Raw genomic sequence first — 22,775 nt, forward strand, 5'->3', positions numbered from 1 at the left:
GATGCTGGATTTGGGATCTAAAATCTAAAATTTGTCATACCTGATGAACTAATTTCCAACTTACCATCATCAAGATGGCATAAATGATAAACCGTAGTGGGCGTTGCGGAGCGACTTGGCAGATTTTAGCACCTAGTAACACCCCTGGTACAGAGCCTAGCCATATAGGCAATACCAAACTCCAATCAACCGTTCCCAGGCTGAGATGACCGAGGGCTGTAAACAGCAGTAAAATTGCTGCGTGTGAAATATCTGTACCTACTAACTTCCGTGCATCAAGGCGGAAAAACCCAATCAGCACTAGAGCAAACATTGAACCAGATGAGACGCTAGTTAGACCAACTAAACAGCCTAAAACTCCTCCCAAAGTGATTGTTAGGAAGCGACCAAAGTTAGTTTCTAAATCTAACTTTGGCAGTTCGGGTAAATTAAATTTGGGCAAAAAAGTCAATAACAACAATTGCACTAGTGCTAACACTGTGACTAGCAAAATCATTCCGCCAAGCAAACGGAGCAAGATATTATCCAGGTTATACTCACCTGTACGTTTAAGGAAGTGCAAAATCCCCACCCCAAACAGTGAACCTGGAACACTCCCGAATGCCAGCCATTTGACAACTTCTGTGTCAAGGGTTTTCTGTTCCCAATGCTTGACGCTACCAACAATCTTCATCAATGTGGCAGCCATAACATCAGAACTTACAGCGATGGAAGGCGGAACCTGAAAAACAAAAATCAACATTGGGGTGATGAGAGAGGCTCCGCCAATTCCCGTCAAACCAACGATGATGCCAACAAAAAAGCTTAAGAACGGTAGTAATAAATAATGCATACTCTTCGGGGGTTTCAACAATCAGTTATCAGTTATCAAAGTCCTGTTGAGTCTCCCACTTTTATAAGTGAGCAGCGTCGGTTAGGGTTTAAATCCCCAAACGAAGCTTTGATAACTGTTCACTTTAACTACGAGCAGCTAGAACTGAAAGTCAGCTAAAGCTTCACTGCTAGAAAGCAGCAATTGTGCCAAACTATAGCCCAGTGGTAGACAGAGCTAGTGATGGCAAGTTATTGTGTTTCTCAAGGCATGAGTGACACAAAGGTTATCCAGCTAAAAGTTAGGGCAAAGGATTCCTGGACAACTTAAAACCTGTCTGGAAGTTTTTGTCAGCATGGCAACTGGCATTTAGCTGAAACAGACTTTGATAACTGTTTATGGGTCAGTTGCTCTGCTAAACTCAACTTCTAACTGGTTTTTATGCGGTTTTACATGTAAAAGCCCGTAAGGCGATGCACTTACCGTATTTTACTTGTAAGCATGAGTAAACGTCCAGCGTATTCGCGTTGTATATCGCTAGATTAGCTGGATAATACACCGTAGCCAGTTAAACTTCTTAGGACTGGTTGCTAAAAAAATTACCTACAAGTTAATAACCGTAGGGATAATTCAAAACCTTGTAGAAAAGATATATCGTGTCTCTACATCTGGATTCATACTGCAATTGGGCAACGCCATGAAAGTGATTACAATACTCAAAGTCAAATGCGATTCCCTAGTCTAATCATTCATGGAAAACTTTGTTTTTTACAATCCAGTCAAAATCCTGTTTGGCAAAGGTCAAATCGCCAATATTGCTAGTGAAATTCCTGCTGTGCGATTCGTTGCTTAGTGAATCACGGTACTCAGCCCGTACATAACTAAGCCAGCCCGACAGCAGATTACTGTCTCAAAAGGCTGAACTCTCGGTCAGATGTAGGTGAAAAGCCCTACCATTCAGACTCAGAATTGACTCCTTATCTGCCCACACCGAACAAGCTCGGTTCTTGTAGAGTGAAGCTAGCTGGGAACAGGGCGCAACCAGACGACCGTTGCGGGTTGACACTGGCGCTAACAGGGAGTTCCTATGATGAAACAGAGCCTAGAAAAACGACTTAATTTCGGGCAGGGCGCAACGCAAAACCCCTGACTTCATTGGAGAACATTCCCGCCGAACCATAGCAGGAGTATCGGTAAGAGTCCAGGGAATCCAACAGTCGAACTGGCTACATCTAACGGAACAATCAATCTCTCCGAGGGAACGAATAAAAACGATTTTGTGAGTCCTGGGGCTTTCGTTCCCCAAGTAGGCTAGACGAGAAGCGGAATTCTCACAAGTCGGGTAGGACAGACCGTAATTGGTCTGAGGTGTTCAGAATACACAAACTCTAGAAGAGAAAATGATTAGACACAGTAAAAATACTAGTGAATCTTGGAAAGCTCTACCGTGGAAGAAATTCCGCCGAAATCTTTTCCGCCTTCAAAAGCGCGTGTATAAAGCTGTTCAAGTTGGAGACAAGCGGAAAGCTCGGTTACTCCAAAAGCTTATTCTAAAATCCACCTCGGCTCGATTTCTTGCAATAAGACAAGTATCTCAGCTAAATGCTGGTAAAAAGACGGCTGGTATTGATGGGAAGAAATCCCTCTCATTTGAAGAACGCTTCAGCCTTGAAGAACTACTGAAAATGAATAGTGGAAATTGGAAGCATCAAGGACTACGGGAAATCCCCATCCCCAAAAAGGACGGGACAACCAGAATGCTTAAAATACCAACCATCGCAGATAGAGCTTGGCAATGCCTAGCAAAATATGCACTAGAATCAGCACACGAAGCCACTTTCCATGCCCGGAACTACGGGTTCAGAACTGGGCGCTCTGCCCATGATGCACAAATGTACATCTTTAACAACCTTCGCTCCAAAGCCAATGGAATAGAAAAACGAGTAATTGAACTCGATATTGAAAAATGCTTCGACCGGATTAACCACTCAGCAATAATGGACGAACTCATAGCACCCAAAGGCTTAAAACTCGGTATCCTCCGATGCCTCAAGTCAGGAGTTAACCCAGAATTCCCCGAACAGGGAACACCTCAAGGGGGAGTGGTCAGCCCATTACTAGCCAACATCGCACTTAACGGGATTGAGAGTATACACAGATACCACGAAAATAGAGGGTATAGAATCACCACTAAAACCTCAGCCAGTTCGATCATCGAACCATCAGTCCGATACGCGGATGACATGGTTATTATACTCCGACCCGAAGATGATGCGACAGAGATACTTGAAAGAATCAGCGAGTTCCTCCGCAAACGCGGAATGAATGTAAGCCAAAAGAAAACCAAAGTTACCGCCGCGACAGATGGGTTTGATTTCCTCGGCTGGCACTTTAAAGTCCAGAAAAACGGAAAGTTCAGATGTAGTCCCTCAGTGGACAACTTTAAAGCGTTTCGTAAGAAAGTAAAACACATCGTCAACAACTCGAATTATGGTGCTACTACAAAGGCTGAGAAATTAGCCCCGGTAGTTAGAGGATGGAGAAACTACCACAAGTTCTGCAAGATGGATGGGTCAAAGTTTTCCTTATGGCACATCAATCATAGAGCTTTTCAGGTATTCAACAAGGAAACCAAGCAAAACCGTCACTCATGCCAGGAGCTAATAAAAAAGGCATTCCCAAAGGTTCCTTACTCCGAAAACAAACACATTTCTGTCAAGGGAACTAAATCACCTTACGACGGAGATACAGCCTACTGGAGCAAACGTAACAGTAAACTCTATTTCGGCGAAACCTCTATTGCTCTCAAGGAGCAAAACCATAGATGTGCTTCCTGCGGCTTAAAATTCATCGATGAGGAACGCATTCACTTGCACCATATCGACGGAAATCACGCCAACTGGAAGAAAAATAATCTGGAAGCAATTCATGAGAGTTGCCACGATTACAAACACATGAGCAAAAGCGCAAGCTAAGAACATCGGAAGCTGGGTGCGGTGAAAGCCGCACGCCCAGATTTAACTGAGAGGTGCGGGGAATAATATCCCCCATCGACTCAACCGATGCCAAAATCCTGATTATTTACGGTGGGGGCAGCATCAAAACTAACGGCGTCTATGACCAGGTGAAGTCTGCATTGGCTGGACGGAATGTAGTTGAGTTTGGTGGAATCGAACCCAATCCTCACCTAGAAACCCTATTGAAAGCGGTTGAAATAGTGCGGAATGAGGGCATAGACTTTCTACTTGCGGTGGGTGGTGGTTCAGTTCTTGATGGCACTAAGTTTATTGCAGCTGCGGTTCCCTTTGTGGGCGATCCTTGGGACATCCTCGCAAAGAACGCACCTGTAAAGGCTGCTGTGCCCTTCGGTACAGTTTTGACTTTACCCGCAACCGGCTCGGAAATGAATACTAACTCGGTTGTTACTAAGTGGGAAACCCAAGAAAAACTACCTTTCAGCAGTCCTTTGGTATTTCCCCGTTTTTCTGTTCTCGATCCGGAAACGACTTTTTCCTTACCTGTGCGGCAAATTAGTAATGGAATTGTCGATGCTTACACCCATGTGATGGAACAGTATTTGACTTATCCAGTCAATGCGCCACTACAAGACAGGATGGCTGAATCAATCTTGAAAACGCTGATTGAGGAGGGGCCAAAAACCCTGGCTAATCCCCAAGACTACGATGCACGGGCTAATGTGATGTGGTCTGCGACATTGGCACTCAATGGGTTGATTGGTGCAGGAGTACCCGAAGATTGGGCAACTCACATGATTGGGCATGAATTGACAGCACTGCATGGTTTGGATCATGCTCAAACTTTAGCTATTGTGCTACCCAGCACCTTGACAATTAAACGCGATCGCAAATGGCAAAAACTCTTACAGTATGGCCAGCGAGTTTGGGGGATTGTCGATGGTAGTGAGGAAGCGCGGGTTACTGAAGCGATCGCTAAAACTCGCAATTTCTTTGAGTCGGTTGGTGTAAGCACGCGCTTGTCTGATTACGGTGTTGGACTTGATACCATTCCTGTAATTATTGAGCGTTTTGAAAAACGCGGTACTGTAGCTTTGGGTGAACACAAAGATGTTAATTCTCAAGTAGTCGAGCAGATTTTAACTCTCTCAGCATAAGGACTGGGGACTGGGCATTGGGAAGAGTTTTCCCAATGCCTAGTTCATTACTGAGCGCTAAAAAAACTTGACTTGCTAGCATGTATTATGGTATTTTTAATCAGACCATTCGGTCGGTAATATTTTATTTACAGCAATTTTCAATTCAATAAACTACACCACTCCCTACTCTCTATCGCGTATCCATTCATCTAATAAATCGCTGTAATGTCCAAAGGCGAAGAAACAAAAAGCAGAATTCTCCACCAAGCAGCCGAACTGTTTAACCAACAGGGGTATGCAGGGTCATCGATGTCAGACATCATGCGTGTTACTGGATTGCAGAAAGGAGGAATCTACAATCACTTCCAAAGCAAAGACGATCTCGCGCTACAGGCTTTTGACTTTGCGATCGCACGCATCAAACAGCATACTAGATTTGTATTACGAAGCAAACGCCACGCAGTAGAACGCCTGCAAGCAATCATTGGCGTATTTAGTAGCTTCGCAGAAAATCCACCTATCAAAGGAGGGTGTCCACTGCTGAATACTGCTGTGGAGAGTGATGATGCTCATCCGGCGTTGCGGGAACGCGCTCAACAGGCGATGAACTATTGGCTGCATATGATTCGTCGAATTATTGAAACGGGAATTGAAAAGGGTGAAATTCGCCCGGAAGTGAGTGCTGAGGAAATCGCTACCATCATAATTGCAACATTAGAAGGAGCGATAATGATGAGCAAGCTTTATGGAGATTCAATTCACATGCACAGGGTAATTAATCACTTGAATCAATATTTGGAAACTCACCTTTAAATTTATCGCACAAAATAATTTCCCATGCTTAAAAGAGGAAAATTTTTTTGCTATTTTACAGACCGATCAGTCTCAAAAGCTGGAGAAAATAATGGTGGTAAATAATAACTTGCACAGAACATTAGAAGTAGTATTGGCAATTCCTGTAAGAACATACGACATTGATTTTATGGGAATCGTGAGTAATATTGTGTATATCAGATGGCTAGAGGATTTACGTTTAAAGTTTTTAGATGAACATTGGCAACTAAATCAACAAATTGAGCAAGGATATGCACCTGTTCTAGCTGGAACTGAAATTGAATATAAACGTCCGATAAAGATTATTGATCAAGTAGTTGGACATTTATGGCTGAGTAATTTAGGACGGTTAAAGTGGACTGTGCAAGCGGAAATTTTATCTAATAATGAGTTAGCAGCAGTAGCTACACAAAAAGGTGCTTTTATTAGTTTACACAATGGCCGTCCCATGAGAATTCCAGAAGAATTGCAAAATAAATATTTCCAGTGTCAGCAAGTGACTCAGGACATTTTAATTTGATAAAAGCTGAAATTTTTTACACAAGTGCTTGGCGATCGCATTTTTTTTGGTAGTCACCAGTTAACTTTAGCAGATATTGTTGCAGGAATAGGTGTACTTTCATTACCTAATTTAGGTGTTAATCTCCGTGATTACCCCAGGCTAAATGAATGGTCTGAGCGCTTAATGCAACGTCCAGCATGGCAGAAAACTAAAATTAGCAGCGAAGAATTTGAAGCATTTAAAGGACGAGTTAGAGCTTTAGTGAGGTTGCGTAGGTATCAAGCCAATAAGAAAAAATAGCCAGTGATTAGCGAGTTGTTGCGTATTGAGGCGGGATATCAAGAAGTAATTGCGATCGCTAACCAATCAAGTACACTCTATAGAAATATCCCAAATTGGTATCACCACTGAAGTTGTCATATCTTTAATAACATGAGGAGTGAGGAAAATTTCTTCTGATCACTCCTCATAAGTTACTCATTACAACAATTTACTTAGCACCAGTCAATATACTTTCGATATTTTCTAGCTGCACCACTCCTGAAAAAGTTGGACTATTAATTACAAAGAAAGGTGTGCCAGGAACACCCAATTTCTCAGCTAGCTGGATATCTTTCTTAATTGCGGGAGTGGCAAGAGTCAGGTCGCGTTTAAATTTACTCAAATCCAGACTCAGTTTCTTAGCAATATCTAAATATAACGCCTCACCTAGTTGCTTTTGATTAGTAAATAGCGCATCATGATATTCCCAAAATTTACCTTGCTGATGTGCCGCCCAAGCCGCTGTCGCAGCTGTTAATGCTTCAGCATGAATTGAAGTCAGGGGGAAATTCTTGTAAACTAATCTTACTTTATCTGGATACTTTGCTAACAATTCTTTTAAGGTTTTATGCGCCTCAGCACAATAGGGGCATTGAAAATCTGAAAATTCTATTAGCACAGTTTTTGATTTAGTTGAACCTATGGTGGGAGACTCACCAATCACTGTTTCAGGATTCGTCTTTAAATCCTGTAAAAATGTTTGCTGTGCTTGCTTGACTTTCTGTTGTTGTTGCTGCTGATAGGTTTGAACAGATTCAATAATTACCTCTGGGTGTTCGCGGATAATTTGTAAAACTTGCTGTTCCAACTGCGGATCAATGCGGCTAGCAGCTTGTGCAGGAATTGACCAGGTAACAACCAAAAATAGCAGACCTATTGCTGTCCAAGTACGCACATACTGAAATAAGGGACTAAACCAATCAAAGAATATACCCATACAAAAACTCATAAATATTTTTTATCTGACTTAGGAGTTCACTCCAATTTAAAATCCCATAATTTAAGTTATGGGAATTTTCTTTTTACTTATTAAAAAGATCCAGCAATCATCCCAACAAGTAAAATAAAACCAATCCACACGTTTTGCCGGAACATCTTACCATAAACAGGATTAGGTAAGTCTCGCAGTCTTAATCGCAGAGACTGCCAAACCCATCCGATAGTAGCAATTGCAAGGCTAATCCAGAAGGCGAAGTGCAGATGTATCAGTACACCTAACCAAGCCAATAACAAGATTGTGCCAGCAAAGAAAATTCCAATAGCTACAGAGGCATAATTCCCAAAAAATAGAGCGCTAGAATTAACACCAATACGGCGATCGTCTTCCTTGTCGCTCATGGCGTAAACTGTATCAAATCCCAATGTCCAAAGTACAGTCGCGCCCCAAAGTAACCAAGTTGGTTGGGAGATGGTTTGTGTGACTGCACTCCAGCTAATCAATACCCCAAAACCCCAAGCGATGGAAAGCACCAGTTGCGGTACAGGAAACACTCGCTTTGCACCTGGATAAAGCAGAATTACAGGCACTGCTGCCACACATAACCAGAAACTCAGGGGGTTAAGATAAAAGGCCAGGACTGCTGCACATGCTAGCGAGACGATCGCGACTACAATCCCAACCTTCACAGACAAGGCGCGAGAAGCGAGGGGGCGATCGCGGGTTCTCTCCACTTGTGGATCAATATCCCGATCCCACAAATCATTGACAACACACCCAGCCGCACTCGTGGCCAGAGTACCCAATACAATCACACCAACCAGAGGTAAAGGTGGTTTCCCAGAAGCTGCCAAAAACACAGCCCACAGGGCAGGAATCATTAAAATTAACCGCCCTTCTGGTTTATGCCATCGCAAAAGCCGGATAATTACAAGCCAAACTGGTTGCTGGGGGCGTTCTGGCGTCCTTAACATAGAAATCAACAAATAACTTTAGATAGATCAATTCACACATCTTTACATCTATAGAATAACGTTATTTGTTATTTGTAAAAACATAACCTAAAAGTGGCAACTTTAAATATCCTTAAATAGTCACTACGGTTAGAAACAGTCGGGTGAATATACTTAGCTCAATTCCCCTCGACCAAAGATGAATAGTGCTGAGTATTTTTTAATTTACTCAGTGCTGAGGACTCAGCTTGAGCAAGTGTGTTGCAATCAATATCAGTGCCAGCTACCCCGACATATCACCGTTTGCCATCATTTCTTATAAAGAGAGAAAACTAGATGCTGAATTTAGTTTCTAGCTGGGAGAGTGTTCCAACTCAACCAACTAAGCAACATCGGATTATTGCTGCCATTGACCTGGGAACAAATTCTCTACACATGGTAGTAGTTAAGATTGACCCCACACTACCAGCTTTCAGCATTATCGCCAGAGAAAAAGAAACTGTAAGACTTGGCGATCGCAATCTTAGTACTGGGGAACTCAAACCGGAGATAATTAAAAAGGCGATCGCTGCTTTAGGACGCTTCCAAGAAGTTGCCAAAACTATCAATGCTGAAACAATCATTGCTGTAGCAACTAGTGCCGTGCGGGAAGCCCCCAATGGGAAAGATTTTTTGCACACAATAGAAGCGGAGTTGGGTTTAAGCGTTGACTTGATTTCTGGTCAAGAAGAAGCGCGACGAATCTACCTTGGCGTGCTGTCGGGGATGGAATTTCACAACCAGCCCCACATGATTGTTGATATTGGCGGTGGTTCCACAGAGTTAGTTTTGGGCGATAGTCACCAAGCACGGACTCTCACCAGTACTAAAGTCGGTGCAGTCCGACTCACTAGCGAGTTAATCACCACTGACCCCATCAGCAACACGGAGTTTCAGCAGCTGCAAGCCTATGCACGCGGGATGTTAGAACGTTCCGTGGATGAGGTACTAGCAAATTTCCAGCTTGGGGAATCTCCCCGTTTGGTAGGTACGGCTGGCACAATTGAAACCCTGGCGATGATTCATGCACGAGAAAAGTCGGGTGTTATTCCTTCCACTCTCAATGGCTACCAGTTCAGTCTTAAAGATTTGCGAGACTTGGTAAATCGCTTGCGGAAACTAAGTAACTTAGAAAAGGCTGCGATTCCCGGTATGCCAGATAAGCGCCCTGAAGTTATACTCGCTGGCGCAGTGATATTACAGGAAGTAATGACCCTTTTGGGTAGTGAATCGGTCACAGTCTGTGAGCGTTCTCTGAGGGAAGGTGTAATTGTAGACTGGATGCTAACCCACGGTTTAATTGAAGATAAGCTGCGTTACCAAAGTTCAGTTCGGGAACGCAATGTTCTAAAACTCGCTAATAAGTACCACGTCAACTTAGAATATAGCGATCGCGTGGCAGCATTTGCCCAGAGTTTATTTGACCAAACTCAAGGTACGTTACACCACTGGGGATCTGATGAGCGACAACTGCTGTGGGTAGCTGCAATATTACACAATTGCGGTCATTATGTCAGCCATTCCTCTCACCACAAGCACTCTTACTATCTAATTCGCAATGGTGAATTACTCGGTTATACAGAAACCGAGATTGAAATCATTGCCAATTTAGCGCGTTATCATCGCAAATCGCCGCCCAAGAAAAAACATGAAATTTATCAGAGTTTGCTGACTAAACACCAGCGCCAAATGGTCAGCCAATTGAGTGCAATTTTAAGATTGGCAGTGGCATTGGATAGACGACAAATTGGTGCGATCGCTCAAGTTCAATGTGAGTATTATCCACAATTTCGGCAGGTAAATCTGCTGATTTTTCCATCTCAATCTGATGATGATTGTGCTTTAGAACTCTGGAGTTTAGATTATAAAAAAGGAGTGTTTGAAGAAGAATTTGGAGTTAAATTAGTAGCGAGTTTAGAAAAGTCTAGCGTTGCTAATTTGTCTTAGAAAATAGGGTGCGTTAACGCAATGTAACGTAGTGTAACGCACCTGATGAATCAAGCATAAGCGCACATATATGCGTCACTACAAATTATCTGTAATTTACGCATCTGCTTTCAAAATTTCAGTTTAATCCTCATGTCTCATGTACTTTTTCATCATACTTAAGGATGAATTGAAAAACTATCCAGAGAAGTAGTTTAAAAACAAAAATTAGAATTAGAATTATAAGTATAGTTAATAGTCTATTTAATGTAGGTTATGTTGCTATTGGATATCTAAGCTGGGAAAACTTAGGTATCCTTTTATAAAATTTCAATCAAGCAGGCTAAATTGCTCAGTTTTCTGCACTGGAGAATAGTCAGGCTTCAGCACATAGCTTACATTTCTTAATTGTGAGAATTCCTCAGCTTTGAGAGCTATGCTCGATATCAAGGCTGGAGGGAAAAAATCTGATGAATTTATCTGTGACAACTTCCCTGACTAAAATTGCACCTAAGTTGACTTACGATATACTTATTGAAAATGAACAAGATGGCAGGGTTAGTGCGACATTGATAGGCTAACCAGATGTTAAAAGCTGTGGTGCGACTAAAGAACAAGCACTAGAGAAACTAATTCAACTGAGAACCGCTATATCAATTATTACGAAGACTTAATTCGTCAAAGAATCCGCATTGGTATACAAGATTTACGCATTGCGGCAATTACGCTGTCATACCATTTCACTTTAATAATGATACAAATACGTTGGTAAGGGCATGGCAATGCCATGCCCTTACGTGAAATTTATGTGTATCAAGGTTTTCGTGAAATGGTATCAGTGAATGGGATTTTGGTTACTCGCAACCGCAAGGATTTTGAAAAAGTGCCTAATTTGCGTTTAGAAGATTGGACTATATCTTAATTTGTCCCAAGGATAATTCAACTTATTTGTTTATAGTGAAAAACTTCAGAGTAATATTATTAGCTTCCCAGTGTTCTTTGGCTGAGAGTTTGCGAGTGGTAAGTTTTTGCTAAGTAACCATTGTGATTAGTTCACCAAACTTTACCTTCACCACTATGAGCTATCAGTTCACCCACCAGAGTAATTGATTTTCCCGTATGCGCGCAGGTGAGAAATGTCATTGAATTTTACTCTCTATCAAACAAGCACAAAAGTAAAGTTTTATCATCGTCAGTGCGAGAATTTAGCCGCTCAGAGTTGAGGAATTCCGTCAGATATTTATTTTCATCCTCTGAATTAACAGGTTTACGCAAGTGTTCCTCCAAAGGTTTAAAGAAAGGTGAGAAAGGTTTCCAGTCGCTCAAGCGAATTGCTACTTTTTCCAGTCCATCAGTGGAAACACAAATAAACTCTTGTTTTTCGGAAATAACCTCTACCTGCATATCTTTTACTGCATTTGTTGAGGTGATAAAAGTTGTTTCATTGATGAACTCACCTTTATCTGGCTGAAACAACAGTTGATATTCTGAGTCTTGGGAACGCAGCACAATAAATCCATCCCCGATTTGCATAGCTGCAACCCAGTCAGAAGTTGCCACGAAAACCAAAAGAGTACAAGCTAAATCATTGACAGAATAATCTTCATTGTCTGCTTTATTATGTAATTCTGTAATAACTTGATTCACGATCTCAGCAAACAGTTTCTGAGCTTCTTCTTTGGACAGTGGTTGAGAATCTCGCTTCTGAGGATATTCATTAATTTCAGAAAAGCATTTGAGTACCGTTTCCACCGCCAACTTAGAACCAACATCAGAATATTTAGCACTACCAGCACCATCAGCAACCGCGCCTACAATCACATCATCAAAGATGCGATAACCCCCATAATCTTGACAAAGTATCCCCTGGTTTTGATGACTTGTTCCGATAGCGGAACTCGCAACAGCTTTCCAATTCACAAAATTTCCTCTAACTGGTAATTTGACCCCATCCCACAGCCGGTAAAGCTACAGCCGGCCCTACTTTGCCACTACAAACCCGTTTCATCGAAGTAGAAAGCCAGACAAACAATTCACGAAAATCTAGAGTAAGAGAATTACAGGGCAACGATTTTCTGGATTTTCAACGAATTCAGGCAATCCTACAGACATCCGATGCTCCTAAATAGAGTCAACTGGTTTGAGAGATAAATTACTTACATTTTTAACTTAAAAAAATTACTTTTGCAGTAGTATTTATACATATAAAAGCTACTGCTTCTCTGCCTGATTTAAAGCGTTTTTGCTTGTTATCTGATTAAGCTTTTTAAAGCTATCCGTTTCATTACAATCTTCAGCCTCCTGTAACCTTAGCTACACCTGAGTATTAATTCCTTCTCTCCAAGACGCTACGCGATCGCAAAACTACATAATTCGGTAAAATTGGGTAAAGCAATTTTTGCGCTTGTTAAACAAAGGCATCAGCAAACCCATGCAATTGAAACTCAGTGCATCTCGACTTTCCTTTGCCCCTCTGCTATTAATTGCCCCCTTTTTTCTATGGGGGACGGCAATGGTAGCCATGAAAGGAGTGATACCCCATACCACACCGCTATTCATGGCGGGAGTGCGTCTGATACCAGCGGGGATGTTAATTTTGATTGCAGCAACATTCATGGGTAAACCCCAGCCCAAGGGTTGGGCTGCATGGCTGTGGATTGCCTTATTTGCCCTGATAGATGGGACGCTGTTTCAAGGCTTTTTGGCAGAGGGATTAGTCAGAACCAGTGCGGGGTTGGGGTCTGTGATGATTGACTCGCAACCTTTAGCTGTGGCCTTGCTATCGTTGTGGCTATTTCAAGAACACATTGGTTTTTGGGGATGGTTGGGGCTAGGCTTGGGAGTCACAGGTATTAGTTTAATTGGCTTACCTGATGAGTTGATTTTACATTTTATCGACTCAGGCGCAAACATCACAATTGGCAACTGGCAAGATTTGTTTGCTAGTGGTGAGTGGTTAATGCTGTTAGCAGCCTTATCAATGGCAGTGGGAACAGTGTTGATTCGGTTTGTGTGCCGACATGCTGACCCAGTAACTGCCACGGGATGGCACATGATTTTGGGTGGATTGCCACTATGGGGAATTTCATCAGTTGTCGAATCCCAGCAGTGGGAGAATCTGGGAGGATCTGATTTAGTGGCTTTGGGTTATGCTACCGTATTTGGCAGTGCGATCGCCTACGGGTTATTCTTCTACTTTGCTTCTAGTGGCAGTCTCACCAGTCTTAGTTCCCTCACCTTCCTCACACCCGTCTTTGCCTTATTATTCGGCAATCTCTTCCTCTCAGAAGTCCTCAGTCCGTTGCAGTGGGTAGGTGTTTTCCTCACTTTAATCAGCATCTATCTGATTAACCAACGTGATACTTTAGCAGGGCAAAACGACACAGTTACTGTCGGCGAAATAGCTAATATACCGCGACCAGTTTTAGAAGCATCGGCTAAAAAATTGAAGCCCATAACCCTAGCAGTCAGAGAATCTGAACCAGAAATTTTGCCCTAACTAGTTAAAGGGGAGATGAGGGGGATGAAGGAGTAGTAGTGCTGAGTAATTCGTGGGGAATCTCACTTCTTTACTCAGAATTGGGAACTGGCAACTGTTTTGTCCAATGGGCAATGACAAATAACAAATAACAGTTAACATTTAGACACCTTGAAGTTATTGTGGGATCGATGACTTCAAAAGCACGTTCAGGCTGAAACTTGCAATATGAGGCTACGCCCTTCCTCAATCTTGATATTTACCTGTTTTTCTTGCCTGGGTTTTTACCCAAATCGCGCAAGTACAGCCACACCTAACCTAGCACCTGAAATTTTAGAACTTGCACAAGCTAGTTCGAGAGTCACTGCTAGTCCGGCTGTTTTGAGATATGGTAGTCGAAAATCAGATGTGCAGAGACTACAAACCCAATTAAAGCAGTTGGGATACTACAGTGGTGTGGTAGATGGACAGTACAACGCCAGTACGGAAATCGCTGTAGCTAAATTCCAGAAAATAAAGGGTTTAAAAGTAGATGGTCTTGCTGGTCTGACGACTAGGGAGAGGCTGCAAGCAGCTTTGGCAGCCAAAAATCAGATTATCACCTCTCGAATTGTTGCCTCTCCTGCTGCAAAACCCAAGCCAACTGCAAAACCCAAGCCAACTGCAAAACCCAAGCCAACTGAGAGAGGTTTTGTCTGGTGGTTAATATTTGCCATTGGAGTTCTAGGAAGTATTGGCGCACTTGTTTACCTGCTGAGGTGGTTTCGTCAGGCAAAAGAAGTGCAAAAGTCTCAAATATCAAATACTAAAAGTTTGAGTGAGGCTAACAAAAAAACGATGATACCACCCCCACCAGAGACTGTAACTAGTCCACAAACAGCTACGCCACCACTCGCTACACAATTACTGCTACCAGAAAAAACTTCCCGGCTTGCTAAACTCAATATCGTTGACGAATTAGTTCAAGACTTACGCAGTCCTGACCCAACGAAGCGACGCAAGGCTATTTGGGATTTGGGTCAGCAGGGAGATTCGCGGGCAATTCAGCCTATGGTTGACCTGATGATTGATGCCGATTCTCAAGAAAGAAGCTTAATTTTAGCAGCTTTGGCAGAAATTGGTATCCGCACACTCAAACCGATGAACCGGGCTTTAGCAATTTCAATTCAAGATAAAAGTCCACAAGTGCGGCAAAATGCGATCCGTGACCTGACGCGCGTTTATGACATGATGGGTCAAATGAGCCAGATGTTGCGCCATGCACTAGAAGACCCAGATGCCGAAGTACAAGCAACAGCACGATATGCTTTAACTCAGATGAATCGAATGCGTGGCTTGGCGGAACAACAGAGTCTACCGGAAGATTCACACAACGATTCACGAGAATAGAGCAGGAGTGATTCGATTTTAGATTTTAGATTTTAGATTTTTCCTTCAATCCCTTCTCCTGTCGAAGACGCTGCGCGTAGCTTGCTTCCCCGTAGGGGTAAGGGTGACGCTCGTATCGACACTCGTTCGCCCTACACCCTTCGGGTATCCTACGGCGCGGTCTTCTCCAAAATCCAAAATTCAAAATCTCAAATTGGCGCAGTCACGAATAAAACAGGTTTTATATGTGGTTTTGAATTCTAGTTTGTCTACTGCACCAAGTTTAAATCTGCTGTCAGCCTAAAAAATATTTCAATTGGATTTTGATATTAGTATTTGGGCCTGCGACCAAAAATGCTGCTTCGCTAAATTTGGGCGCTCTTGTGCGAATTTCTGGGTTGCTGGAAAATCCAAAGCCTTCGATTGGTATACCAAGGCTATTACTATTGAGAGTGCCGTCATTATTTTGATCGTGAAAGACAGCAACGGCATAACTACCTGCTTTCAAGTTCTCAAAGGTAATGGTTAAGGGAGTTTCAGTAATCTTTGTACACTGCTTTTGTAAGATGCGATCGCGATCGCTAGGAAATCCTTCACTGCTTGCAAATATACTGGCACAGACTTGTCCTTGTTTATTCTTCAAGCCATCAATTTCCACAGTGAGTTTACCGTTAAAATTTGCCTTGGCACTAAATGGCCATGCCAGATTTCCCAGTACTGCCAATAGCAGCATACTAACTCTCAATCCTCTAACCATAAAATTGTCACAAGGTAAAATAAGTTTTGCTGAAATTAAGTTTTTACTTTGATTCAGATCACGCAGATTCATCGTGACATTATTCGGTCAATACTCGCAAGTATCCTGCCATATTTCGTCTCTAGATTTGTCTGTACACGCAGTAGTCAGTATTCATAATTTATAATTTATCTCTGCGAAAGAAAAATGTATCAAAAGCAACGCATATTTTCAAGATTTATCCTGAGATAGTGGATTGGTCGAGCTATTTACACAAGAGTTATCACTCTGTTAAATCTGGTTGTAAGTGTAAACTCACAGGCGATCGCTATCTTAATTGAACAGCTGCACCAGTTGAGCAAAAACGCTCCGCATCCTGGCTTGTTGTTAGACATCGCCTTGCCCATTAAGCACCAATCAGTGAAGGAAACATCTATCGAAACTCCCATACAAGCTTATAGCCTGAGTTAAATAGAATCGTAGTGGGAAACTTGGCTAACAAACCTAATTTCCTTAAATAAACTGGGTTTAGAGTACCTGTAATATGGGAGACTTGGCAATATTCCCTATAAATCAGATTCAAGATGAGTAACACAATTTCGGACATCGCAGTCAAGACCATCAACGGTGAAGATAAGCAATTAAACGAGTATACCGGGAAGGTACTCTTAATTGTGAATGTGGCTTCCTATTGCGGTTATACTTCTCAATACGAGGGGTTAGAAAAGTTGAACCAGAAGTATGGGGAAGCAGGGTTACGTATTTTGGGGTTCCCCTGTAACGATTTTGGAGCGCAGGAACCAGGAAGCAATGAAGAGATTGTGCAATTCTGCACGAGTAAATATGATGTTACTTTTGAACTATTCGATAAAGTTCATGCCAAAGGCTCGCAGCAGCATCCACTTTATGAGCGACTTACCAAAGCCGTTGAGCCAACAGGAACTGTTGCTTGGAACTTTGAAAAATTTTTAGTCAATAAACAAGGTGAAGTGGTAGCTCGATTTAATAGTAGTGTTCAGCCAAATTCATCAGAGATAATTGCCATAATTGAGAAAGAATTAGCAAAATAGTCAATAGTCATTAGGTAAAAATTTCTGTACTATTGACTGTTAGCTCTGGGCTGTTAAATTTATTTACGTCCAGTCCATTAATTGAGAATATTGTCTTGATGAGTAGTTTAATTTATTTGTGTCTAATTTGTCATGAACGTTGCAATCATCGGTTGTGGTTATGTTGGTTATAAAGTTGCTCAATATTGGCAGCAAAAGAGGAATTTTATTGTCAGTGTAACCACAACTTCCCCTGAGCGTGTCCCTGCACTACAATCAGTATCCCAAAGAGTTTTAGTTACCCGTGGAAATGACCCACATAGTCTAAAATCAGTTTTGCACAATCAAGATGTTGTCGTTTTGAGTGTTGGTGCAAAAGGTGGGGAAGTTTATGAAGAAACTTATCTACAAACTGCCCAAACTTTAGTTTCATCCTTGCAGCAGATTCCGAGTGTGAAACAATTAATATACACAGGGAGTTATGCAGTATATGGTGACAGAAATGGTGTATGGGTAGATGAAGAAACACCGCTTGCACCCGCTAATTTAAATGCCCAAATTCTCAGAAAAACAGAGGATGTGCTGCTATCAGCATCTAGCGAAAATCTCCGCGTTTGTATCTTCCGCTTAGGAGGGATTTATGGGACTGACAGGGAACTGTTGAAAATATTTAGTAGATATTCTGGTGCAACCCGTCCGGGCAATGGCGAGGATATCACAAATTGGATTCATTTGGATGATATTGTTGGTGCGATAGAATTTGCCCGTCACCGTCGTTTGCAAGGGATTTATAATTTAGTAGATGATGCACATCTCACCAGCCGAGACTTGCTAGAGTGCCTATTTGAAAAACATAATTTACCCAAAGTTAAATGGGATACTTCTATTAAGAGGACTCGCCCATATAATGCTTGGGTATCGAATGAAAAGCTTAAAGAGGCTGGATACCAGTTAATTCATCCACAGATGATTTTTTAGCAAGTATTAAAAACTAGGAATTATGCAACCATCTGCTGTAGCTAACACAACCAATTTGACAGCATCTCCTAGCCAGTTTTACACTTGGCAGAATTATCGTTGCGCCTACGAAGTTCATCAACCAATTAATATAACATCTGAGGGTATTCCCTTACTGTTAATTCATCCTATTGGCGTCGGGTTGTCGCGGCAATTTTGGCAGCGATTTTGTCGCGAATGGTATAATACAGGTCAGCGAAATTCAATTTACAACCCTGATTTACTAGGATGTGGCGAAAGTGATATGCCCCATGTGGCTTACACTCCTAGTGATTGGGCAGAACAGTTGCAGTACTTTTTACAAACAGTAGTACAAAAACCTGTCATTGTAGTAGTACAAGGTGCTTTATTACCAGTTGCGATCGCATTAGTTCAAAAGGAATCAAACTTAATTGCCAGACTTGTACTCTCTGGGCCTCCGGCGTGGGCTTTGATGACAAAGAAATCACCAGAATGGCAGCAAAATTTTCTTTGGAATATCTTAGATTCGCCTTTTGGGAGTGCTTTTTATCGCTATGCACGCACCCCAAAATTTTTACATTCTTTCTCGACTCGTCAACTCTTTGCTTCTGATAATGCTGTGGATGCAGAGTGGTTGGATACATTGGTTGCAGGTGCAGAAAATCCTGCTAGCCGCCATGCGGTGTTTTCTTTTTTAGCAGGGTTTTGGCGACAGGATTATACTAATTTTATCGCCTCTATTCAGCAAGCAACATTGGCGGTTATAGGGAAAACTGCATCGAGTATTAGTCAAGACAATAGAAAAGAAACGCCAGATGAATGCTTGGCTCACTACCTGTCCTGTTTGCCTCAAGGTCGAGGTATAAAAATAAATGGGCGTAATGTTTTACCATATGAATCAACTGCGGAATTTGTCACAGCGATCGCTCCATTTATTAATGAAGTTTCTTAGCTGATTGATAATTAGATTATATCCAGTTCTCCCATGATAGGTTATGACTGGAATTGATTACTAAAGGCAAGCAAAATTATGTTCCCCAATCGCCAAGGACAAAGAGTACCCAATGTCACTTTCCATACTCGTCAGAATAACGACTGGGTGGATGTGACAACCGATGAATTGTTTGCTGAGAAGACAGTGGTTGTCTTCTCCTTACCCGGTGCTTATACACCGACTTGTTCATCAACTCATCTCCCTGGTTATAACGAGTTGGCTAAGGTTTTCAAAGAAAATGGTGTTGATCACATTATCTGTCTTTCTGTGAATGATGCCTTTGTGATGAACGAATGGGCAAAGGATCAAGAGGCAGAAAATATCACACTAATTCCCGATGGTAATGGTGAATTTACTGATGGCATGGGTATGCTGGTAGATAAATCAGACTTGGGGTTTGGGAAGCGATCGTGGCGCTATTCTATGCTGGTGAAAGATGGTGTAATTAACGAGATGTTTATTGAACCAGACGAGCCAGGAGATCCCTTTAAGGTGTCCGATGCCGAAACAATGCTCAGATACATCAACCCCCAAGCAGAGAAGCCCGAAGTAGTTTCCCTGTTTGCAAAAGTCGGTTGTCCCTTCTGTGCCCGTGCGAAGGCGATGCTCAAGGAACATGGCATCAACTACGAAGAAATTACCTTGGGTAAGGATATCACCACACGGTCGTTAAAAGCAGTTACAGGTGCGACAACAGTTCCCCAAGTGTTTATCGATGGTAAATTAATTGGTGGTTCTGAGGCACTAGAAGCCTACTTCGCTGCTAAATAGGTTTAAGTTGGGGTACACAGCCGTCAAATGTGTCAACTTTAGCTGAAAATCATGATATTAGGACTTACGCAAAACTACACGCGCTCAGGGGCAATTAATGAATTGCCCCTACGGGAAATCAGGGCTTTCACTGCCTTTTGGCGTAAGTCTTGGGTATTTTGACCACAGCCTGATTTGTGAGAATTGAAAGCCACAGATCCCCGACTTCTCAAAGAAGTCGGGGATTTTGTTTCTTAAAAGTCAGCAATTAACAAATCTTTAAATGAGTAAATGTATTTTTGTGCAGTTACTCATTACTAATCATCTAAAATTGATTCGGATCGAATTTCCATTTATTTAAAAGACAATATGTTTGCCAGAATCCGCCGTCTTTTGAGTCAATTTTTTAGTAAATCAAGGACAATCAACAACGAACCACTAAATAAAGTGAGTTTGATTGTCATTATTTTAATTGATATTTTTATCTTGATTAATGTTTTTACGGGACTGGATGATATTAGCAGATGGCATATTAGTTCAACTGAGGCTTATCCATGTTATTCAGAGTGGCAAGATTACCGGACAAAAACCACTAACGATAAAGACTATGAAATTGTTAGACTTTCGTTGCCATCGGACACAAACAATCAACTCAGTTTTCAGCGAAACTATCAACAAGTCGAAGTAGGACATCTAGGTAAGGTTTCTAAAAGTTGCTTGCAATATGCAGATTACAAAGATAAGATTAACAATCCTGAAAAGCAGCAAATTATCAAAACTATTGATCAGGAACAAGCGAAAATCAGGACATTTGAACAAGAGAATCGCACTATTCAAGCCCAATATGACTCAACGCTTTTAGAAAAAATTGCAGGTCAGGGTCGTGAACAATCAATTAATCAAGTCAGTGCGGAAAAAGCTAAACAGACATTAGAACAAAATAATCGCCAAATTTCTACCCTTAAACAGAAAATTTCTACTCTTAAAAATGAACTGCTTACCAAACCGGAAAGCATTAGTTTTATAGCCTTTCTTAAAGATAACAATCAATTCCATGAAGTTGACAAAGGCTATCAAAAGGCATCATTTTGGTATCCAAGTATCCAGCTTGCTTTTCAGTCTCTCTTTCTTCTACCACTGATTCTTATTGCCTTATCAGTTCACAAATTTGCCCAAGGAAGAGGATATGGACTGATCTCGCTCATTAGCTGGCATTTGCTAGTTATCTTTTTTATTCCACTCATAATTAAAATATTTGAGTTTCTTCAAATAGGTGCAATATATAAATTTATATTTGATATCATTAGCGTCATTTTTGTTGGTTTACTTTTCCTGATCAATTATGTTTATATCTTACTGATTCCAATTATTGGTTTTGGAATTATCCAGTTTTTTCAAAAATTTGTCTTTAATGCTAAAGTTCAAGCAGCTAGCAGAGTTCAAAAATCACGCTGCGTCAATTGCGCCAAAAAAATTCGACATCTTGATACTTACTGTCCGCACTGTGGTTATTATCAATATATTGAATGCCAAAACTGTCATAATCTTACTTATAAACATTTGTCGTACTGTAAACATTGTGGAACTTCTCAAGATTCCAGTAATTTGTAATCAGTGAAGTCGTTTATAGCGGTTCTCGGTTGAGTGAGGTATAAGAACCCCTCCCCGCTCTTCGAGAGGGGACTATGATGTACCTCATGTGATTAGGAAACGCTATATCAGTCTTTTTAACTTAGATATGGAAAAAGTGAAAACAGCCCATAAAGAGAGTAAGTCGCCTCTTGATTTTCTGAAAAACCTGTTGATTGCTCGTTGGCGATCGCTCTTACTCCTCTTGATCGGAGTTTATTTACCTTTGCAGATATTTGAAATCCTGACAGTGAAGATATGGCAGAATCAAGCTGGCTTCCTGTGGGATGTGCCTATTCTGTTAGCGGTTCATTCTACAGCAAACCCACAGCTTGATGTTTTAGCAGTGACGCTAGCTATAATTGGGTTGCCTTGGACGGCGATACCGATTTTAGGTGCGATCGCACTCATATTACTACTTCAAAAACGCTGGCGATCGCTAGCTTATTTACTCACCGCCTCAGTGGGAAGTATCATCATCAACCGCACAGCAAAGGAATTAATGCATCGAGTGCGTCCACAATTGTGGCAGTCTATTGCGCCTGAGTCTAGTTTTGCATTTCCCAGCGCTCATGCCATGACGAGTGTAACACTGGTAGCAATTTTGCTATTCTTAAGTTGGGATAGCTCCTGGCGCTGGTTGCTTCTCATGTTCGGCAGCTTATATGTAATAGCTATTGCGTGGTGTCGTCTCTATCTGGGGGTTCATTTTCCCAGTGACATTCTCGCAGGTTGGATGGTTACATTAGGTTGGACAATTGGCGTCAGTCTAATTATCAAACCCTATAGAACTATAACCAAATCTGTAGATGGCGAACATCCTAAGGATGAAACTACCTTACTCCCTGAAGAAAAAAAGTTGATAACTGAAGAGTGATATTATGTCCGCTTCAAGACTTATTAATGAGGTTGATGCACAAACACGGAGAGTTTTTTTTTTAATAAATGATATGAAAGCTTGTTGCCGTATCCATCACTAATAAGATAGATTTACATATACAGATTATGGACATAAAATCACGTTCTTTTCTCCAGCCATCAATAGGGGCGGTAGCGAAACCAATGAAAAATCTGTACTACCACAAAAAGTGAATGTCACAAATAATTTCAGTGTTTTGGCAATCACATTGAAGCACGTTAAAGTGAGCAATTGAAGTTAAGGATGGATTTATATGCGCTTGCCAATCGCAATTAGTTCCTACTCTACGGTGTACACAGAAGTCATCGAATTACCCAAAACAAAAGAAAAACCTCACCCTGTCAAGAAAGGACATCCCTCTCCTTAGTAAGGAGAGGGACAGGTTTTGCTATGCAAAACCAGGGTGAGGTTTCTCAGGGGCTATGAGACTCGTAAAT

General features: G+C 41.6%; 21 protein-coding genes. 16 read left to right on the forward strand and 5 right to left on the reverse strand.

Annotated elements, in window-relative coordinates; all coding sequences use genetic code 11:
- Positions 1-34: 34 nt before the first annotated feature.
- Complete coding sequence (locus V7K30_RS17015; protein WP_335001149.1) at positions 35-832, reverse strand: sulfite exporter TauE/SafE family protein; 798 nt, start codon at positions 830-832, stop codon at positions 35-37.
- Between V7K30_RS17015 and V7K30_RS17020 the strand changes: the two genes are divergently transcribed.
- The 6 genes from V7K30_RS17020 to V7K30_RS17045 all read left to right on the forward strand — a co-directional run bounded on the left by V7K30_RS17020 (position 827) and on the right by V7K30_RS17045 (position 6,561).
- The gene (locus tag V7K30_RS17020) at positions 827-991 is read left to right on the forward strand and encodes a hypothetical protein (RefSeq protein ID WP_335001151.1); all 165 of its coding nucleotides are present in this window, start codon (positions 827-829) and stop codon (positions 989-991) included. The two genes, V7K30_RS17015 and V7K30_RS17020, sit on opposite strands and share 6 nt — an antisense overlap.
- A 1,220-nt stretch (positions 992-2,211) precedes the next feature.
- Positions 2,212-3,786, forward strand: a complete 1,575-nt coding sequence (locus V7K30_RS17025; protein ID WP_335001153.1) for a group II intron reverse transcriptase/maturase — start codon at positions 2,212-2,214, stop codon at positions 3,784-3,786.
- Between the two features lie 53 nt (positions 3,787-3,839).
- Positions 3,840-4,943 carry an iron-containing alcohol dehydrogenase gene (locus V7K30_RS17030; protein ID WP_335001155.1) on the forward strand — a complete coding sequence of 368 codons (1,104 nt, stop codon included), beginning with the start codon at positions 3,840-3,842 and terminating at the stop codon, positions 4,941-4,943.
- A 207-nt stretch (positions 4,944-5,150) separates the two neighbouring features.
- Positions 5,151-5,738: a TetR/AcrR family transcriptional regulator gene (locus V7K30_RS17035; protein WP_335001157.1), complete on the forward strand. Its 588-nt coding sequence runs from the start codon at positions 5,151-5,153 to the stop codon at positions 5,736-5,738.
- Positions 5,739-5,829: 91 nt separating this feature from the next.
- Positions 5,830-6,279, forward strand: a complete 450-nt coding sequence (locus V7K30_RS17040; protein WP_335001159.1) for an acyl-CoA thioesterase — start codon at positions 5,830-5,832, stop codon at positions 6,277-6,279.
- Between the two features lie 6 nt (positions 6,280-6,285).
- Positions 6,286-6,561 carry a glutathione S-transferase family protein gene (locus V7K30_RS17045; protein ID WP_335001367.1) on the forward strand — a complete coding sequence of 92 codons (276 nt, stop codon included), beginning with the start codon at positions 6,286-6,288 and terminating at the stop codon, positions 6,559-6,561.
- A 190-nt stretch (positions 6,562-6,751) separates the two neighbouring features.
- Here V7K30_RS17045 and V7K30_RS17050 read toward each other — a convergent pair whose 3' ends face one another.
- Together V7K30_RS17050 and V7K30_RS17055 are read right to left on the reverse strand one after the other, a co-directional pair.
- Positions 6,752-7,531: a DsbA family protein gene (locus tag V7K30_RS17050; protein WP_335001161.1), complete on the reverse strand. Its 780-nt coding sequence runs from the start codon at positions 7,529-7,531 to the stop codon at positions 6,752-6,754.
- 80 nt (positions 7,532-7,611) lie between these two features.
- Positions 7,612-8,493: a 4-hydroxybenzoate solanesyltransferase gene (locus tag V7K30_RS17055; protein WP_335001163.1), complete on the reverse strand. Its 882-nt coding sequence runs from the start codon at positions 8,491-8,493 to the stop codon at positions 7,612-7,614.
- Between the two features lie 315 nt (positions 8,494-8,808).
- Here V7K30_RS17055 and V7K30_RS17060 point away from each other — a divergent pair, with 315 nt between their 5' ends.
- Both V7K30_RS17060 and V7K30_RS17065 read left to right on the forward strand, forming a co-directional pair.
- Positions 8,809-10,458, forward strand: coding sequence for a Ppx/GppA phosphatase family protein (locus V7K30_RS17060; RefSeq protein WP_335001164.1), 1,650 nt, complete (start codon positions 8,809-8,811; stop codon positions 10,456-10,458).
- Between the two features lie 766 nt (positions 10,459-11,224).
- Positions 11,225-11,359 carry a hypothetical protein gene (locus V7K30_RS17065; RefSeq protein ID WP_335001165.1) on the forward strand — a complete coding sequence of 45 codons (135 nt, stop codon included), beginning with the start codon at positions 11,225-11,227 and terminating at the stop codon, positions 11,357-11,359.
- 227 nt (positions 11,360-11,586) lie between these two features.
- On the opposite strand, the gene V7K30_RS17070 is transcribed toward V7K30_RS17065, so the two are convergent.
- On the reverse strand, positions 11,587-12,357 hold the full coding sequence (locus tag V7K30_RS17070; protein ID WP_335001166.1) for a PP2C family serine/threonine-protein phosphatase: 771 nt from the start codon (positions 12,355-12,357) through the stop codon (positions 11,587-11,589).
- 511 nt (positions 12,358-12,868) lie between these two features.
- Between V7K30_RS17070 and V7K30_RS17075 the strand changes: the two genes are divergently transcribed.
- Together V7K30_RS17075 and V7K30_RS17080 are read left to right on the forward strand one after the other, a co-directional pair.
- Complete coding sequence (locus V7K30_RS17075; RefSeq protein WP_335001168.1) at positions 12,869-13,936, forward strand: DMT family transporter; 1,068 nt, start codon at positions 12,869-12,871, stop codon at positions 13,934-13,936.
- A gap of 207 nt (positions 13,937-14,143) precedes the next feature.
- The gene (locus V7K30_RS17080; protein ID WP_335001170.1) at positions 14,144-15,304 is read left to right on the forward strand and encodes a peptidoglycan-binding protein; all 1,161 of its coding nucleotides are present in this window, start codon (positions 14,144-14,146) and stop codon (positions 15,302-15,304) included.
- A gap of 274 nt (positions 15,305-15,578) precedes the next feature.
- Here V7K30_RS17080 and V7K30_RS17085 read toward each other — a convergent pair whose 3' ends face one another.
- A complete protein-coding gene (locus tag V7K30_RS17085) occupies positions 15,579-16,040 on the reverse strand; it encodes a DUF2141 domain-containing protein (protein ID WP_335001172.1) in 462 nt (153 codons plus the stop codon).
- Positions 16,041-16,603: 563 nt separating this feature from the next.
- On the opposite strand from V7K30_RS17085, the gene V7K30_RS17090 reads away from it, so the two are divergent.
- From V7K30_RS17090 to V7K30_RS17115, 6 genes are all read left to right on the forward strand, one after another.
- On the forward strand, positions 16,604-17,089 hold the full coding sequence (locus V7K30_RS17090; RefSeq protein ID WP_335001174.1) for a glutathione peroxidase: 486 nt from the start codon (positions 16,604-16,606) through the stop codon (positions 17,087-17,089).
- A gap of 132 nt (positions 17,090-17,221) precedes the next feature.
- Positions 17,222-18,046: an SDR family oxidoreductase gene (locus tag V7K30_RS17095; RefSeq protein WP_335001176.1), complete on the forward strand. Its 825-nt coding sequence runs from the start codon at positions 17,222-17,224 to the stop codon at positions 18,044-18,046.
- Between the two features lie 22 nt (positions 18,047-18,068).
- On the forward strand, positions 18,069-18,998 hold the full coding sequence (locus V7K30_RS17100) for an alpha/beta fold hydrolase (RefSeq protein WP_335001177.1): 930 nt from the start codon (positions 18,069-18,071) through the stop codon (positions 18,996-18,998).
- Positions 18,999-19,076: 78 nt separating this feature from the next.
- Positions 19,077-19,811, forward strand: coding sequence for a redoxin family protein (locus tag V7K30_RS17105; RefSeq protein WP_335001178.1), 735 nt, complete (start codon positions 19,077-19,079; stop codon positions 19,809-19,811).
- Positions 19,812-20,159: 348 nt separating this feature from the next.
- Positions 20,160-21,401 (forward strand): hypothetical protein, encoded by a 1,242-nt coding sequence (locus V7K30_RS17110; RefSeq protein WP_335001179.1) that lies wholly within the window; start codon positions 20,160-20,162, stop codon positions 21,399-21,401.
- A gap of 127 nt (positions 21,402-21,528) precedes the next feature.
- Positions 21,529-22,296, forward strand: coding sequence for a phosphatase PAP2 family protein (locus V7K30_RS17115; protein ID WP_335001181.1), 768 nt, complete (start codon positions 21,529-21,531; stop codon positions 22,294-22,296).
- Positions 22,297-22,775 lie beyond the last annotated feature (479 nt).

Source organism: Nostoc sp. (genome assembly GCF_036917655.1).
GTDB lineage: Bacteria > Cyanobacteriota > Cyanobacteriia > Cyanobacteriales > Nostocaceae > Nostoc.